The sequence below is a fragment of the Pseudomonas sp. NPDC077649 genome, from assembly GCF_044542855.1.
GTDB lineage: Bacteria > Pseudomonadota > Gammaproteobacteria > Pseudomonadales > Pseudomonadaceae > Aquipseudomonas.
On record NZ_JBITVF010000010.1, the window covers coordinates 1 to 15247 of the forward strand.

The 15247-nt window shown below is 67.1% G+C and carries 13 protein-coding genes; 8 read left to right on the top strand and 5 right to left on the bottom strand.

Annotation, left to right across the window (positions count from 1 at the left end; translation table 11 throughout):
* Positions 1-133: 133 nt before the first annotated feature.
* Entirely contained in the window at positions 134-1075 is a 942-nt protein-coding gene (locus tag ACIGFL_RS22305) for a 1-phosphofructokinase family hexose kinase (protein ID WP_397498612.1), read from the bottom strand.
* A 288-nt stretch (positions 1076-1363) separates the two neighbouring features.
* Positions 1364-2287: a LysR family transcriptional regulator gene (locus ACIGFL_RS22310; RefSeq protein WP_021442547.1), complete on the bottom strand. Its 924-nt coding sequence runs from the start codon at positions 2285-2287 to the stop codon at positions 1364-1366.
* A gap of 212 nt (positions 2288-2499) precedes the next feature.
* Between ACIGFL_RS22310 and ACIGFL_RS22315 the strand changes: the two genes are divergently transcribed.
* Genes ACIGFL_RS22315 through ACIGFL_RS22340 form a run of 6 tightly spaced genes read left to right on the top strand, consistent with a single transcriptional unit; the run spans position 2500 to position 8879 of the window.
* Complete coding sequence (locus ACIGFL_RS22315) at positions 2500-3576, top strand: 4-oxalomesaconate tautomerase (protein ID WP_397498613.1); 1077 nt, start codon at positions 2500-2502, stop codon at positions 3574-3576.
* Positions 3577-3614: 38 nt separating this feature from the next.
* On the top strand, positions 3615-4865 hold the full coding sequence (locus ACIGFL_RS22320; protein WP_397498614.1) for an OprD family porin: 1251 nt from the start codon (positions 3615-3617) through the stop codon (positions 4863-4865).
* A 42-nt stretch (positions 4866-4907) separates the two neighbouring features.
* Positions 4908-5888, top strand: coding sequence for a Bug family tripartite tricarboxylate transporter substrate binding protein (locus ACIGFL_RS22325; RefSeq protein WP_397498615.1), 981 nt, complete (start codon positions 4908-4910; stop codon positions 5886-5888).
* A 52-nt stretch (positions 5889-5940) separates the two neighbouring features.
* A complete protein-coding gene (locus ACIGFL_RS22330) occupies positions 5941-6393 on the top strand; it encodes a tripartite tricarboxylate transporter TctB family protein (protein ID WP_122107862.1) in 453 nt (150 codons plus the stop codon).
* A 4-nt stretch (positions 6394-6397) separates the two neighbouring features.
* Positions 6398-7909, top strand: a complete 1512-nt coding sequence (locus tag ACIGFL_RS22335) for a tripartite tricarboxylate transporter permease (protein ID WP_021442542.1) — start codon at positions 6398-6400, stop codon at positions 7907-7909.
* Between the two features lie 22 nt (positions 7910-7931).
* The gene (locus tag ACIGFL_RS22340) at positions 7932-8879 is read left to right on the top strand and encodes a D-2-hydroxyacid dehydrogenase family protein (protein WP_397498616.1); all 948 of its coding nucleotides are present in this window, start codon (positions 7932-7934) and stop codon (positions 8877-8879) included.
* 108 nt (positions 8880-8987) lie between these two features.
* On the opposite strand, the gene ACIGFL_RS22345 is transcribed toward ACIGFL_RS22340, so the two are convergent.
* The 3 genes from ACIGFL_RS22345 to ACIGFL_RS22355 form a co-directional block, all read right to left on the bottom strand.
* Entirely contained in the window at positions 8988-9476 is a 489-nt protein-coding gene (locus ACIGFL_RS22345) for a heme-binding protein (protein ID WP_397498617.1), read from the bottom strand.
* A 98-nt stretch (positions 9477-9574) separates the two neighbouring features.
* Entirely contained in the window at positions 9575-10201 is a 627-nt protein-coding gene (locus ACIGFL_RS22350; protein WP_021442539.1) for a response regulator transcription factor, read from the bottom strand.
* Positions 10198-11637 (bottom strand): sensor histidine kinase, encoded by a 1440-nt coding sequence (locus ACIGFL_RS22355; protein ID WP_397498618.1) that lies wholly within the window; start codon positions 11635-11637, stop codon positions 10198-10200. Before ACIGFL_RS22355 ends, ACIGFL_RS22350 begins: the two co-directional genes overlap by 4 nt.
* A gap of 164 nt (positions 11638-11801) precedes the next feature.
* On the opposite strand from ACIGFL_RS22355, the gene dsdA reads away from it, so the two are divergent.
* On the top strand, positions 11802-13151 hold the full coding sequence (gene dsdA / locus ACIGFL_RS22360) for a D-serine ammonia-lyase (protein ID WP_397498619.1): 1350 nt from the start codon (positions 11802-11804) through the stop codon (positions 13149-13151).
* 130 nt (positions 13152-13281) lie between these two features.
* Positions 13282-15246 (top strand): alkyl/aryl-sulfatase, encoded by a 1965-nt coding sequence (locus ACIGFL_RS22365; protein ID WP_397498620.1) that lies wholly within the window; start codon positions 13282-13284, stop codon positions 15244-15246.
* Position 15247 lies beyond the last annotated feature (1 nt).

Below are 15247 nucleotides of genomic sequence, written 5' to 3' on the forward strand. Positions count from 1 at the left end.
GCCGGCACAGCAGCGCTATGCAGCTATCGCCAGTGGAGTTTGAAAAGCGTTATTTCCAGAGCTTGGAGAGTGTCTAGGAAAGCCGGGGCGATTCACCTTGTAGAGCTGCAACGGTATACCGTTGGCTTGGTTCCTAACGGGAGGCAGCTAACCAGCTATATAGGCGCTCCGTGTCTTCGAGTCGGGACAGCTCGCTGCCTTCGGCCATGATCGCCGCTGTGCCGGCCGCCACACCGTAGCGCGCCGCTTCTGACCAGCTCGCCCCTGAGGCGCGTTTGAGTACCATCGCCGCCAGCAGGCTATCGCCTGCACCAACCGTGCTGCGGCGCGGCACGGTCGGAGCCGGAATGCGCTCGCAGACGTCGGCGGTCACCAGCAGCGCCCCTTGTGCACCAAGGGAAACCAGCACGGCTTCCGTGCGTCCCGCTGCCACCAGATCCCGGGCCACTTGATTCAGATGCTCCGGTCCGGCGATAGGCTCACCAAGCATGGCTGCGAGTTCGTCCAGATTCGGCTTGATCAGCAGCAGGCCACCGATATCCAGCATCTGACGCAGAGCGCTGCCGTTGCTGTCTACCACGCAGCGGCAACCCCGGCGTTGTGCATTGCCCAGCAGACGCGGCAGGAAGTCCGCGGCCAGACCTTCTGGCAGGCTACCGCTGATGACCAGAAAATCCGCGGCGGGCAATGTCTCCAAAGCCGACAGCACCGCGCTCTGCTCCTGGGGCGAGAGTGGATTTCCCGGGAGGACGAAACGGTACTGTTGGTTGTCGGCCCGGTTGGTGACGTTGATGCACTCGCGTGTCCAGCCGGACACCGAGACCGCATGAAAAGGCACGCCCTCAGCCTTCAATAATTCAAGCAGGTGTTCGCCAGTGGAGCCGCCAACGGGAAACAGGGCCACTGTCTCTCCGCCGAGTCGTCGAATCGTCCGCGACACGTTGATCCCGCCACCCCCAGGCGCGTACACCGGTGCGCTACAGCGCAGCTTGTCGTGAGGGCGCAGGTGCTGTACGCATGTGGCCAGGTCCAATGCGGGACTCAGGGTCAGGGTGAGGATGCAGCGGGCGATCACTATTGCTCCCTCCTGCTGCCAGACTGCAGCGCCTGGTTCCAGCTTAGGCGATGTCTGGATGGCCGATGGTCGCGAAGCACCAGGCCAGGCCCCTGGGCTCATGGGTTGAACGTTTGGGTTTGCCCCGTTATGCCGGTGAGCGTCTGATTACCCATCCCGGCCGCTCAGGTGTCCGTCGCTTCCCGGCAAGGATTGCAGACGGGTGGCGGGCGAGGCGCTGATTTTGTTCCTGTATTTGGCTGCTCGGCATGCACCGGCGCAATCGCGAGCGATTGCGCGCGCCCGCATTCAGCTCGATTCGCTGTCGATACCCAGCGAGGTGTAATTGGGCCATTGCCGCAGCAGGGTTTCGACGAACTGCTCGGCTGCCGGCGACAGCGACGAGCCGCGGCGGCGCACCAGGCCCAGGGTGCGGCTGATCACCGGGTCGACCAGCGGGCGCCTGACCAGGATCGGATGGTCCTCGGCCGGCATGGCCAGGCTGGGGAGGGCGGCGATGCCCAGGCCGGCCTCGACCATGCCCAGCGATGTCGACAGGTGCTGCACCTCGTAGAACCAGCTCGGGCGCCAGTCGAGATGGGCCAGACCGTGGTCGAGCAGCACCCGATTGCCGCTCAGGCGGCCGACGCCGATCAGGCGGTAGTCGCTGAGCTCCCGCCAGGCCACTTCCGGCTGCTTGGCCAGGGGATGGTCGCGCCGGCAGGCGAGCACGAAGGGTTCGTTGACCAATGGGGTGAAGTCGATTTCCGCGCTCTGTCCGCTCTGCATGTTGATGCCGAAATCCGCCTCGCCACGGATCACCGCCTCCAGCCCCTCATGGGCGCTGAGATCGAGGATGCGGATGCGGATCTTCGGGTACTGCTGATTGAAGGCGCGGATCACCGTGGGCAGGAAGTAGAAGGCCGCTGTGGGGATACAGGCCAGGGTGACCTGGCCGGACTGGCGCTCGGCCAGCTCGCGGATGCCAAGGATCGAGCGTTCGAAGTCGTCCAGCAGGCGCTGCGCCTTGGGCAGAAAATCCCGGCCTACTGCGGTGAGGCTGACGCGGCGCGTGGTGCGGTCCAGCAGCTGGATGCCGAGGCTTTCCTCGAGCTTCTGCATGCGCCGGGTCAGCGCCGGCTGGGACAGGTGGATGGCGTTGGCGGCCTCGTGAAAATTGCCGAACTCGGCGATTTTCACGAAGGCGCGGATGTCTTGAAGTTCGTAATTCATGCGCTTTGTTTATTAGTCAGTCGTATTTTTGTCTTTAGGTTACCAATGAACCCTAGTCTTTCCGCTGAGGACTGGCAAGCGAGGAAATATCCCCATGCATTAATGCATAAAGTGGAATAAATATCGAAATATATGCATTTTACAGAAGAAAGTATTGCTCCTCATAATCGACGCAAAGCAACAATCACTAGTTTTATTGCGTTGGAGGCATCATGCGGACGGTACCTTGCGTACTCATGCGAGGCGGTACTTCGAAAGGGCCGGTCTTTCTGGCCAACCACCTGCCCACTGACCCGCTGCAGCGCGACGAGCTGTTGCTCAGCCTGATGGGCTCGGGCCACGAGCTGGAAATCGACGGTATCGGCGGTGGCAGTCCGCAGACCAGCAAGGTGGCGATCGTCAGCCGCTCGCCGCACCCGGACGCCGATGTCGACTACCTGTTCGTGCAGGTCATGGTGACCCAGCGCCGGGTCGACACCGCGCCCAACTGCGGCAACATGCTCTGCGCCATCGGTCCCTTCGCCATCGAGCACGGGCTGGTGAACGCGGGCTCGCCGATGACCCGGGTGCGCATCCGCAACCTCAACACCAATACCTTCGTCGATTCCGACGTGATGACCCCGGGCGGCCGCGTGCGCTACGACGGCGATACCACCATCGATGGCGTACCCGGCAGCGCTGCGCCGATCAAGCTGACCTTCCTCAATGCCGCCGGTGCCAAGACCGGCCGCCTGCTGCCCACCGGCCGGGTGCGCGACCTGTTCGACGGTGTCGAAGTCACCTGCATCGACATGGCCATGCCCATGGTGCTGCTGCATGCCGAGGCGCTGGGCAAGACCGGTTACGAGTCGCCGGCCGAACTGGATGCCGACACGGCGTTCCTCCAGCGCCTGGAGCGCATCCGCCTGCAGGCCGGGCTGGCCATGGGGCTGGGGGACGTTGCGCAGATGGTCATTCCCAAGCCGGTGCTGCTGGCCCCAGCGCGCCATGGCGGCACGCTGAGCGTGCGTTATTTCATGCCGCACAACTGCCACCGTTCGGTCGCCGCCACCGGTGCCATCGGCCTGGCCACGGCCTGCGCCGTGCTCGGCAGCGTCGCCCAGGATGTCGCGCCCATTGCAGGCGAGGCGCTGGTGCGCCTGGAGCATCCGGGCGGGCAGATCGAGGTTTCCCTGCAGCCTGCCGCCGACGGCAACCCCGAGAACCTGCGCGCCTCGCTGGTACGCACCGCGCGCCGTCTGTTCTCGGGCGAGGTTTACATCCCCAGCCTGCGCCGCACCGGCAGCTGACTTCGCCTCACCACACCCACACCCTAGGGCCAACCACAATGACAAGAAGAAAATCCCTAAGCTGCTCCGCCTTCGGCATCACGGTTCTGGCACTGCCTGGCGCCAGCGTTCACGCCGCCGGTTTCATCGAGGACAGCAAGGCCAGCCTGGAGCTGCGCAACTTCTACCTCAACCGTGACTTTCGCGAGGATGCCGGGCAGAACAAGCGCGAGGAATGGGCGCAGGGTTTCATCCTCAACCTCGAGTCCGGCTACACCCAGGGTACGGTCGGTTTCGGCCTCGACGCCCTCGGCATGCTTGGCGTCAAGCTCGACTCCTCGCCGGATCGCAGCGGCACCGATCTGCTGCCGCGCAACAGCCGCAACCGCGCCGAGGACGACTACAGCAAGCTCGGCGTGACCGGCAAGGCGCGTTTCGCCGAGAGCCAGCTGCACGTGGGCACCCTGCTGCCGAAGATGCCCTATCTGCAGTACAGCAACGCGCGCCTGCTGCCGCAGGTATTCGAGGGCTGGCAGCTGCAGAGCAAGGACCTCGAGCGCGCGACTTTCACCTTAGGCGAGATCGACCGCGTGGTGCAGCGCAGCGTCTCGGGTTCCGAGAAGCTGGCGCTGAACAACAAGAACCGCCGCTTCGGCGCCAGCCCTGAAAGCGATGAGCTGCGCTTCGGCGGAGTGGATTACGCGATCAATCCGCAACTTTTGACCAGCTATCACTATGCCGAGCTGAGCGACGTCTATCGCCAGCACTTCCTCGGGCTGCAGCACGGCCTGGCGCTGGGCGACGGCAAGCTGAAAAGCGACCTGCGCTACTTCAACAACAGCGAAGCCGGGCGGAAACTGGTGGGCGACATCGACAACCAGGTCATCAACGCCATGTTCACCTACAGCATCGCCGGCCATGCGCTGGGGCTGGCCTACCAGAAAATGCTCGGCGACGACGCCTTTACCTATGTCGACGGGGCCACGCCCTATCTGACCAACTTCCTGCAGATCAACGATTTCGCCGGCCCCGACCAGCGTTCCTGGCAGCTGCGCTACGACTTCGATTTCGCCCGCATCGGGGTGCCCGGCCTGACCTTCATGACCCGCTACGTGCGCGGCGATCAGGTCGACCTGGCCGTCGGCGAAGGCCGCGAGTGGGAGCGCAACACCGATATCGCCTACGCCTTCGTCGAGGGCCCGCTGAAGAATCTCAAGGTGACCTGGAGGAACGCCACCTACCGTTCGAGCTTCGTCCGCGACCTGGACGAGAATCGTCTGATCCTGAGTTACATCGTGCCGCTCTGGTAAAGCGCCGGCTGTGCATACAAGTCTAATAAGAGGAACCTCACCATGATCACCTGTTCCATTCGCCGTACTCTGCCGTTTTCCCTCGCCCTGTTGCTTGCCAGTGGTTCGGTGCTCGCCGGCGAGCCTTCGCGTCCGGAGTGCATCGCTCCGAGCAAGCCCGGCGGCGGCTTCGACCTGACCTGCAAGCTGGCCCAGGCCGGATTCAAGGACGAGGGACTGCTCAAGGCGCCCATGCGCGTGACCTACATGCCGGGCGGCATCGGCGCCGTGGCCTACAACTCCATCGCCGCCAACCGCCGTGCCGAGCCCGGCACCCTGGTGGCCTTCTCCGGCGCCTCGCTGCTGAACCTGGCCCTGGGCAAATACGGTCGTTTCGACGAGAACGCGGTGAAATGGCTGGCCACCGTCGGCAACGACTACGGCACCCTGGCGGTGCGTGAGGATTCGCCTTACCAGAACCTCGACGATGTGGTGAAGGCGCTGAAGAAAGACCCGAAAAGCATCGTGGTCGGCGGTGGTGGCAGTGTCGGCGGCCAGGGCTGGGTGAAGATCGCTTTGCTGGCCCGCGCAGCCGGCGTCGACCCGCGCGAGTTGCGTTATGCCGCCTTCGAGGGCGGGGCCGAGCATTACATGGCGCTGATGGGCGGGCACGTGGATCTGGTCACCGGCAGCGCCAGCGAGATTCGTGCGCAGCAGGGCAACAAGATCCGCACCCTGGCGATCTTCAGCGAGGAGCGCTTGGGCGGTGAGCTGGCCTCCATTCCGACTGCCCGCGAGCAGGGCTACGAGATCCAATGGCCGCTGATTCGCGGCTACTTCCTCGGCCCGGATGTGAAAGAGCAGGACGTGGCCTGGTGGAGCGAGCGCTTCGCCAAGCTCAACGCCTCCAGCGACTTCCAGACCTACCTGGCCGAGCGCGACGTGCTGCCTTACTACGTCACCGGTCCGGAGCTCGAAGCCCTGGTGAAAAGCCAGGTTGCGGAGTACCGCAAGCTGGGCCGCGAGTTCGGTCTGGTCGAGTAGTCGAGTCCTCCTGCGCCGTCACCGACGGCGCAGCATTCTGGAGCGCATCCACATGCATGATCGTATCTTCGCGGGGATCACCCTGCTGCTGTGCTGTGTCCTGGCATTCCTCGCCTGGGGTTACAGCGCATCCTTTTCCTACGAGCCGGTGGGGCCCAAGGCCTTCCCGCTGCTGCTGTTGCTGCTGATCGCCTTTGGCTGCGTGCAACTGCTGCTCAAGCCGAGCAGCGATACCCATGGCGAGGAACCGCCGCTGAACCGAGAGGTGATGTTCAAGGCACTCGCCTTCCTCGGTCTGATGATCGGCTATGCAGTGCTGTTCGAAACGCTCGGCTTCATCCCCGCCAGCGTGCTGTTCGGTATCGGCATGGCGCGTCTCTACGGTGGTAGCTGGCTGCAAAGCCTGGTCAGCGGGGGCGTTCTGGCCCTCGGCCTCTACCTGCTGTTCGACAGAGCCCTCGCGGTACCGCTGCCGCTTGGCATCCTTGCAACCCTGGAGAGCTGAACCCATGGATACTTTCGGTTATCTCAGCCATGGCTTCGGCGTGGCGCTTAGCCCCTACAACCTGGTCACTGCGCTGTGCGGTACCCTGATCGGTACCGTCGTCGGCCTGCTGCCGGGCCTCGGTCCGATCAACGGCGTGGCGCTGCTGATCCCGGTGGCCTTCGCCCTCGGCCTGCCGCCGGAAACCGCGCTGATTCTGCTCGCGGCCGTATACCTGGGCTGCGAATACGGCGGCCGCATCTCCTCGATCCTGCTCAACATTCCGGGTGAGGCGTCCGCGGTGATGACCACCCTCGACGGCTACCCGCTGGCGCGTCAGGGCCAGGCCGGCGTCGCGCTGTCGCTGTCGGCCTGGAGCTCGTTCATCGGCGGCCTGATCGCCACGGTCGGTGTGGTGCTGTTCGCGCCGCTGCTGGCCAGTTGGGCGGTGGCCTTCGGTCCCGCCGAATACTTCGTGCTGATGGTGTTCGCCATCACCTGCCTGGCTGGGATGGCCGGCAACAAGCCGTTGAAGACCGCCATAGCTGCGCTGATTGGCCTGCTGTTGTCGTGCGTGGGTATCGATGCCAACAGCGGCGTCTATCGCTTTACCTTCGGCAGCCTGGGGCTGGCCGATGGCATCCAGTTCGTGGTGCTGGTGCTGGGTCTGTTCTCGGTCAGCGAGCTGCTGGTGCTGCTCGAGCGTACCCACCATGGCCAGAAAGCCATCAAGGCCAGCGGGCGCATGCTGTTCAGCCTGAAGGAGGGCGGCTTCGTCCTGGCCACCAACCTGCGCAGCGGCGTGGTCGGTTTCGTCCTCGGCGTGCTGCCGGGTGCCGGCGCGACGCTGGCCAGCGCGGTGTCCTACATGAGCGAGAAGCGCCTGGCGGTCAAGGACAACAAGTTCGGCAACGGCGACCTGCGTGGCCTGGCCGCACCGGAAACCGCCAACAGCGCCGCAGCCTGCGGCTCCATGGTGCCGATGCTGACCCTCGGCGTGCCGGGTTCGGGCACCACCGCGGTGATGCTCGGCGCCCTAACGCTGTACAACATCACCCCGGGCCCGCTGCTGTTCCAGAACCAGCCGGACATCGTCTGGGGCCTGATCGCCTCGCTGTTCGTCGCCAACCTCATGCTGATCGTCATGAACGTGCCGATGATCAAGGTCTTCACCAAGGTGCTGGCCGTGCCTTACTGGGCGTTGGTACCGGCGGTGGCGATCATCACCGCCATCGGGGTGTATGCGGTGCATGCCACGACCTTCGACCTGTACCTGATGATCGCCATCGGCATCTTCGGCTACGTCATGCGCAAGCTGGACTTCCCGCTGTCGGCGATCCTGCTCGGCTTCATCCTGGGCGGCATGATGGAGCAGAACCTGCGCCGGGCACTGTCTCTGTCCAGCGGCGACATCGGTATCCTGTTCGCCAGCCCGATCACCTGGGTGGTCTGGGGCCTGGTGGCGGTGATGATCCTGCTGCCGTTCTGGCGCGCCTGGCGCGCACGTCGCCGGCAAACCGCCGCTAGCCTGGCCTGATTCGCGGCGAAGGAGGATGCGCATGCATGTGGTGATACCGGAAGACTATCAGCGGGTCGTGCAGTCTCTGGATTGCTTCCGCCTGCTGGAGGGCTTCGACGTCCGCGTGTATCACGATCACGTCTGCGATCCGGACCTGCTGGCCGAGCGCTTCGCCGACGCTCAGGCGTTGGTGCTGACCCGGGAGCGCACCCGTATCGATGCCGCGCTGCTGGCGCGGCTGCCGAACCTGAAGTTGATCAGCCAGACCGGGCGAGCCGGGCCGCATCTCGATCTGCAGGCCTGTCGCGAACGCGGCGTGACCGTGGCCGAGGGCAGCGGTTCGCCCATCGCCGCGGCCGAGCTGACCTGGGCATTGATCCTCAATGCCCGGCGCCAGCTGCGTGAAGCCATGAACGGCCTCTACGCCGGACACTGGCAGGTCAACCTGGGCCAACGTCTGTATGGCCAGACGCTGGGCATCTGGGGTTACGGCAAGATCGGCCGGCGCCTGGCGCGTTATGCAGCTGCCTTCGACATGCGCGTGCTGGTGTGGGGCAGCGCGGCCTCGCGCCAGGCCGCTGTCGCCGATGGCCATGAGGCCGCGCCGACGCGCGAGGCCTTCTTCGAGCAGGCCGACGTGCTCAGCCTGCATCTGCGTCTGCTGCCGGCCACCCGGCATTGCGTGGGCGCCGCCGACCTGGCGCGAATGAAGCCCGACGCCCTGCTGGTCAACACCAGCCGCGCCGAGCTGATCGCGCCGGGGGCACTGCTCGAGGCACTGGATCGCGGCCGGCCGGGGCAGGCCGCGCTGGATGTGTTCGAGCAGGAGCCGATCCTGCAGGTTGACCATCCGCTGCTGAGGCACCCGCGCGTGCTCTGCACCCCGCATCTCGGTTACGTCGAGCGGCACAGCTACGAGGCCTACTTCGGCGAAGCCTTTGCCAATGTTCGGGCGTTATTGCGAGAGCAGCCCGCAGGGCTTTGTTGAGCCCCAGTTAGCACTGGCCATTTTCGCGATCTTCTCGCCAGTGCTGCAGCCTGCCCAACACTGCGGCAGGCTGCAGGCGCGCCTGCGCCGCGTCGGGGCAACCTTCGCTTACTGGAACAGGGCCGCGTTGGCGGCCAGGACTTCGTCGGCGCACTGGGCGTCCAGGTGGCCGCCCGGGGCACCGGCCACGCCGATCGCGCCGATCACGTTGTCGCCGGCTTTCACCGGGACGCCGCCGCCCAGCAGGAGGAAGCCGGGGATGTCGGTGAGGTTGGCGGCGCCCGGGTGCTTCTGCGCGTTTTCCATGATGGCCAGGGCCGGCGTCTTCGCCGACGCGGCGGTGAAGGCCTTGGCACGGCTGGCCTCGATGGTGTGCGGGCCGGCGTTGTCGGCGCGGGTGAAGGCCTTGAGCAGACCGGCGCGGTCCACCACCGCGGCACTGACGTTGTAGCCCTTGGCCTGGCAGGCGGCGACCGTGGCGGCCGCCAGTTGCTGGGCGTCGGCGCTGGAGAGGTTGCGTTCCTGCAGCACGGCGGCATTGGCGGCGCCGGCGCACGTCAGGGCGCAGAACAGGGCGGCGAGCGAAAAACGGGGCATGGCTAACTCCTTGTCGTGGATCGAGGTGAGGAGTCGTCAGTGTGACCAGCGCCAGCCAGCCGGGGTATTCGCTCGACTACGCCCGGGGCTCCGTAGTGCTACGGAGGCGGCGCGTCCAGCAGGCCGGCGTACTGGCGGATCAGCTGCGCCAGCGAGTCGGCCGCGAGCTTGTCGAAGACGTGGGCCCGGTGGGTCTCCACCGTGCGTGGCGACAGATCGAGTTCGCGGGCGATTTCCTTGTTGCTCATGCCCTGGACGATACGCTCCAGCACCTCATGCTCGCGCCCGGAGAGGCGCGCCAGCCGTTCGACGGCCGCCTGGGTCAGTGCCAGGCGCTCGCGGCTGGCGATATGGCTGCGCACGGCGGCCTGCACGGCGTCGAGAAACACGTCGTCGTCCACCGGTTTCTGCAGGAACTCCATGGCTCCGCCCTTGAAGGCGCGGCGGCACAGGTCGACGTTGGCGTGACCGGTGAGCATCACCACCGGCAGGTCGGACAGCTCTGCCAGCCTGGCCAGCACGTCCAGCCCGCCGATGCCGGGCATGCGGATGTCGAGCACCACGCAGCCGATCGCGTGCGGCGACAGCGAGGCGAGGAAGGCCTGAGGGTCGCCATGGCCCTCGCTGCGCAAGCCGACGCTGCGCAGCAACAGCGCCAGGGCCTCGCGCACGGCGTCATCGTCGTCGACCAGATGGACCAGCGGGGAATGGTCGGGCAGGCTCATGCAGCGGCTCCGGCGATAGGCAGGCGCAGGGTGAAACAGGCGCCCGCCGGGTCGAGGTTGCGCGCCGTGATCCGGCCGTCCATGGCGCCGGCGAGGGTTTCGCACAGCGCCAGGCCCAGCCCCATGCCCTGGGCGCGGGTGGTGTAGAAGGGCTCGAACAGCCGCGGCAGGGCTTCGTCGGGGATGCCGGGGCCGTTATCGCTGACTTCGAACCGGTATTCCATGCCGTCGCGACCGCCGCTCAGGGCGATGACGCGGGAGGCGGGCCAGTCGGCCAGGGCATCGACGGCGTTCTGCACCAGGTTGTGCAGGATCTGTTCGAGTGCCACCCGGTCGCCCAGCGGGCGGGCGCCGGGGCTCGCGTTGTGCCAGCTGAGGCGGATGCCGCGGCGGCTCAGCTCCTCTTCGCGCAGGAACAGCAGCGAAGCCGCCAGGGCATCGGGGTCTACCGCCGCGCGCGGGGAGGGCGCGCAGGGCTGCACCAGCCCGCGCATGCGGCTGATGATGTCCGCCGCCCGGCGCGCCTGGCCGGCGCTGGCGAGCAGGGCCTGGCGCACCGCGGGGCGTTCCTCCTCGTCGTCGAGCAGGCGTTCGGCGGCGCGTACCTGGGCGAGGATGGCGGTCAGCGGCTGGTTCAGTTCATGGGCGATACCGGCGGCCATTTCCCCCAGAGTGCTCAGGCGCGTCATCGCCGCCAGGCGGACCTCTTCCTGCCGGCGTCGCGCCTCGGCGCGCGAGCGCTGCCAGGCCGCACTGGCTGCGGCCAGCAGGTAACTGGCCAGCGCCCAGGCCAGCCACTCGGCCCAGGGCCAGTCGCTGGGTGTGAGCCTGCGCCAACTGTGCAGGGGAAAGGGCTGGCTGAGCGCGCCCAGGGGCTTGTGCAGGCTCATGGTGCCGCCCAGCGAGCCGCCAGCGGGCTGGCGCGCCAGCAGCGTCAGCGGCCCCATGCCCAGGTCCAGCGTCAGGCTGGCCAGCGTCGGGGGAAAGTCGCCGGCCGGGATAAAGCGTCGGGCATCCAGCAACAGGCTCCAGCTCGACGGGGCCACCAGCCAATAGCGCGCCCGATCCACCGCCAGGGTGACGGGGCGCCCCAGCTGGCGGGCCTGTTCCAGCGCGCCAGGCATGCCCGCCGGAGCTGCGCCGCTGCCCTCCCAGGCGCCGCTGCGCAGGTAACCCAGGCCCAGCAGCTGCGGCATGGCCGGTTGCAGGCTGGGCAGCAGTTGGGCGGGACTGGGCGGATGGCTCAGCGCGCTCAGTGTGGCCAGTACCGCTTCGTGCTGCACGACCTTCTGGCTGAGCATGCGCTGCGCGATGCTGGTGTCCTGGACGAAGCGCTCGTAGCGGTCGGCCTGCTCCTGCCAGCCGATCCAGACCGCCACGGGAGCGAACAGGGCCAGCCAGAGAACCAGGGTGCGGATGTCGGTCAGGGGCTTCACGGCGGATATCATGCCAGCCGCCTCGGGGGGCTGCCATCCGTAAGGCTACGGAGGCGTGACGGCGGTTGGGTGCCATCGGCTTGCTCGGCGCCGGGATTTGCGCCATAAGCTCGCCAGGTGCGCGGCGCCTTTTTGTCGCGCAGACGATGTCGACAGGAACAACGATGATCCACGGCAAAACCCTCGCTGCCTGGTACGCCAGTCACCCGCTGCTCAAGGAGCTGGTCGCGCTGCGCGAAACCGCCTGGTTCAACCCGGCCAGCGCGCCGGTCGCCGAGGCCCTGGCCGACGTGGGGCTGGGCGCGGAGGATGTCGCCCAGGCCAGCGCGCGTCTGCAGCGCTTCGCTCCCTACCTGGCCAAGGTATTTCCGCAAACCGCCGCCAGCGGCGGGATCATCGAGTCGGCAATCCGGCCGCTGCCCAGGTTGCACCAGTTGCTGCTGGACGAGGCCGGCCTGCCCGGCAGCGGTTCGCTGTGGCTCAAGCTGGACAGCGAGCTGCCCATATCCGGGTCGATCAAGGCGCGCGGCGGCATCCACGAGGTGCTCAAGCACGCCGAGGATCTGGCCCTGCAGGCCGGCCTGATCCGCCTCGACGACAACTACGAGGCCCTGGCCAGCGCTGCCGCGCGGCAGTTCTTCGGCCGCTACAAGGTGGCGGTGGGCTCGACCGGCAACCTCGGCCTGTCGATCGGTATCATCAGCGCCAAGCTCGGCTTTCAGGCCTGCGTGCACATGTCCTCGGATGCGCGGCAATGGAAGAAGGACAAGCTGCGCGCCAATGGCGTGACGGTGGTGGAGTACGCAGCGGACTACAGCGTCGCGGTGGAGCGGGGCCGCCGCCAGGCAGCGGCCGACCCGAGCTGCTATTTCGTCGACGACGAGAACTCGCCGCAGCTGTTTCTCGGCTATGCCGTCGCCGCGGAGCGCCTGGAGCGGCAGTTCGCCGAGGCCGGGGTGGTGGTCGATGGCGATCATCCGCTGTTCGTCTACCTGCCCTGTGGCGTCGGCGGTGGCCCCGGCGGCGTCGCCTTCGGCCTCAAGCTGGTGTTCGGCGATGCCGTGCACTGCATCTTCGCCGAGCCGACCCATTCGCCCTGCATGCTGCTGGGGGTGTACACCGGGCTGCACGACGCGGTCAGCGTCCAGGACTTCGGCATCGACAACCTCACCGCGGCCGACGGCCTGGCAGTGGGCCGGCCCTCCGGCTTCGTCGGCAGGGCGATGCAGCGGCTGATCGACGGCTACTACACGGTCACGGACGAGGAGCTGTACCGGCTCCTGGCCATCGCCCACCGGGAGGAGCGAGTGCGCCTGGAGCCCTCGGCCCTGGCGGGGGCGCCGGGGATGCTCAGGGTGCTGGGCGCCGACGCCTACCTCGACCGCATCGGCGTCGCCGCGACGCAGCTGGCGAACGCCACGCACCTGATCTGGGGAACCGGCGGCAGCATGGTGCCGGACGCGGAATTCGCCGCCTATGTCGAACGAGGCCGCGGCCTGCAGCGGCGCCGCTGACGCTCGCCGCCCGCGGGCGAGCCATTGCAGGGCGTTATGGCAGGCATGCGCCTCTGATATTGGCGCGGGCGCCGAGGCCGCCCTAGAGTCGGGCGCGACCGACTCCAACAAGAACAGCACGGGACTTCCCATGACTACTTTCCGCCTCAGCGCCCTCGCCCTGGCGCTCGTTTTTTCCGCCACGGTGCAGGCCGACGTACCGACGGCCAAGCCGGCCAGCGACGGCACCCGCACGCTCAACCAGGCCTGGCTGCAACGCCTGCCGTTCGAGGACCAGACCAGCTTCGCGGATGCCCGGCGCGGTCTGATCGAGGCCTTCGCCGGCCGCGTCGAGAACGCCAACGGCCAGGTGGTGTGGGACCGCATGGCCTACAACTTCCTCGACGGCAACGCTGCGCCGGCCAGCGTCAACCCCAGCCTGTGGCGCATGGCGCAGCTGAACAACATCGCCGGCCTGTTCGAGGTGCGCGAACGCATCTACCAGATTCGCGGCATGGACCTGTCCAACATGACCATCATCGAGGGCGACAGCGGGCTGATCCTGATCGACCCGCTGATCAGCGCCGAGACCGCCCGCGCCGGGCTCGAGCTGTACTACCGGCACCGCCCGCGCAAGCCGGTGCGGGCGGTGATCTACAGCCATTCGCACGTCGACCATTTCGGCGGCGTGCGCGGGGTGATCGACGAGGCCGACGTCAAGGCCGGCAAGGTGCGGGTGATCGCGCCGGAGGGCTTCTACGAGCACGCTGTCAGCGAGAACGTGCTGGCCGGGCCGGCGATGATGCGCCGCGCGCAGTACATGTACGGCTCGCTGCTGCCGCGCGGCGAGCGCGGCCAGGTGGATGCCGGCCTGGGCAAGAGCACCCCGGTCAATGCCACGGTGACCCTGATCGCGCCCAGCGAGCTGATCGCCCAACCGCTGGAGACCCGCCGCATCGATGGCGTCGAGATCGAGTTCCAGCTCACCCCCGGCACCGAGGCGCCGGCGGAGATGAACCTGTACTTCCCGCAGTTCAAGACCCTGTGCATGGCCGAGAACGCCACCCATACCCAGCACAACGTGCTGACCCTGCGCGGCGCGCTGGTGCGCGATCCGAAAATCTGGTCGCACTACCTGGGCGAGTCGCTGGCGCGCTATGGCGACGAGGCCGAGGTGCTGTTCGCCCAGCACCACTGGCCGACCTGGGGTGGCGAAAGGATTCGCGAGTACCTGGCCGACCAGCGCGACATGTACGCCTTTCTCGACAGCCAGACGCTGCGCCTGATCAACCAGGGGCTGACCTCCACCGAGATCGCCGAGCAGCTGCAGAGCCTGCCGCCGCGCCTGGCCAGCAAGTGGTACAGCCGCGACTACTACGGCTCGCTGAGCCACAACGTGCGCGCCGTGTACCAGCGCTACATGGGCTTCTACGACGGCAACCCGGCCAACCTCGACCCGCTGCCGCCGGAAGCCGCGGGCCGGCGCTACGTGGCGGCCATGGGCGGCGCCGCGGCGGTGCTGGACACCGCCCGCCAGGCCTTCGCCGCCGGCGACTACCGCTGGAGCGCGCAACTGCTCAATCACCTGGTGTTCGCCGAACCGGACAACCGCGCCGCCCTGGAGCTGCAGGCCGACACCCTGGAGCAGCTCGGCTACCAGAGCGAGAACGCCACCTGGCGCAACATCTACCTCAGCGGCGCCCAGGAACTGCGCCAGGGCGTCAATCCCCTGCGAGCGGGCAACGGCGCGCCGGACATGGTGCGCGCGCTGACCCCGAGCATGTTCTTCGACTACCTGGCGGTGCGCATCGATGCGCTCAAGGCAGCCGACGAGGACCTGCGGATCAACTGGCGCTTCACCGACCTGGAGCAGGAGCATGCCCTGACCCTGCGCCACGGCGTGCTCACCCACCGCAGCGGCGCACGCCATGCCCAGGCGGATATCGAGCTGAGCATGAGCAAGGCGCTGCTCGATCGCATCGCCCTCAAGCAGACCAGCTTCGCCCAGGCGACGAAAGACGGCGCCATCGTCGTCAGCGGCGAGCGGCAGAAGCTGTTCAAGCTGCTGGGCGGGCTGGAACAGCCGAAGTCGAACTTCAATCTGGTCACCCCCTGAG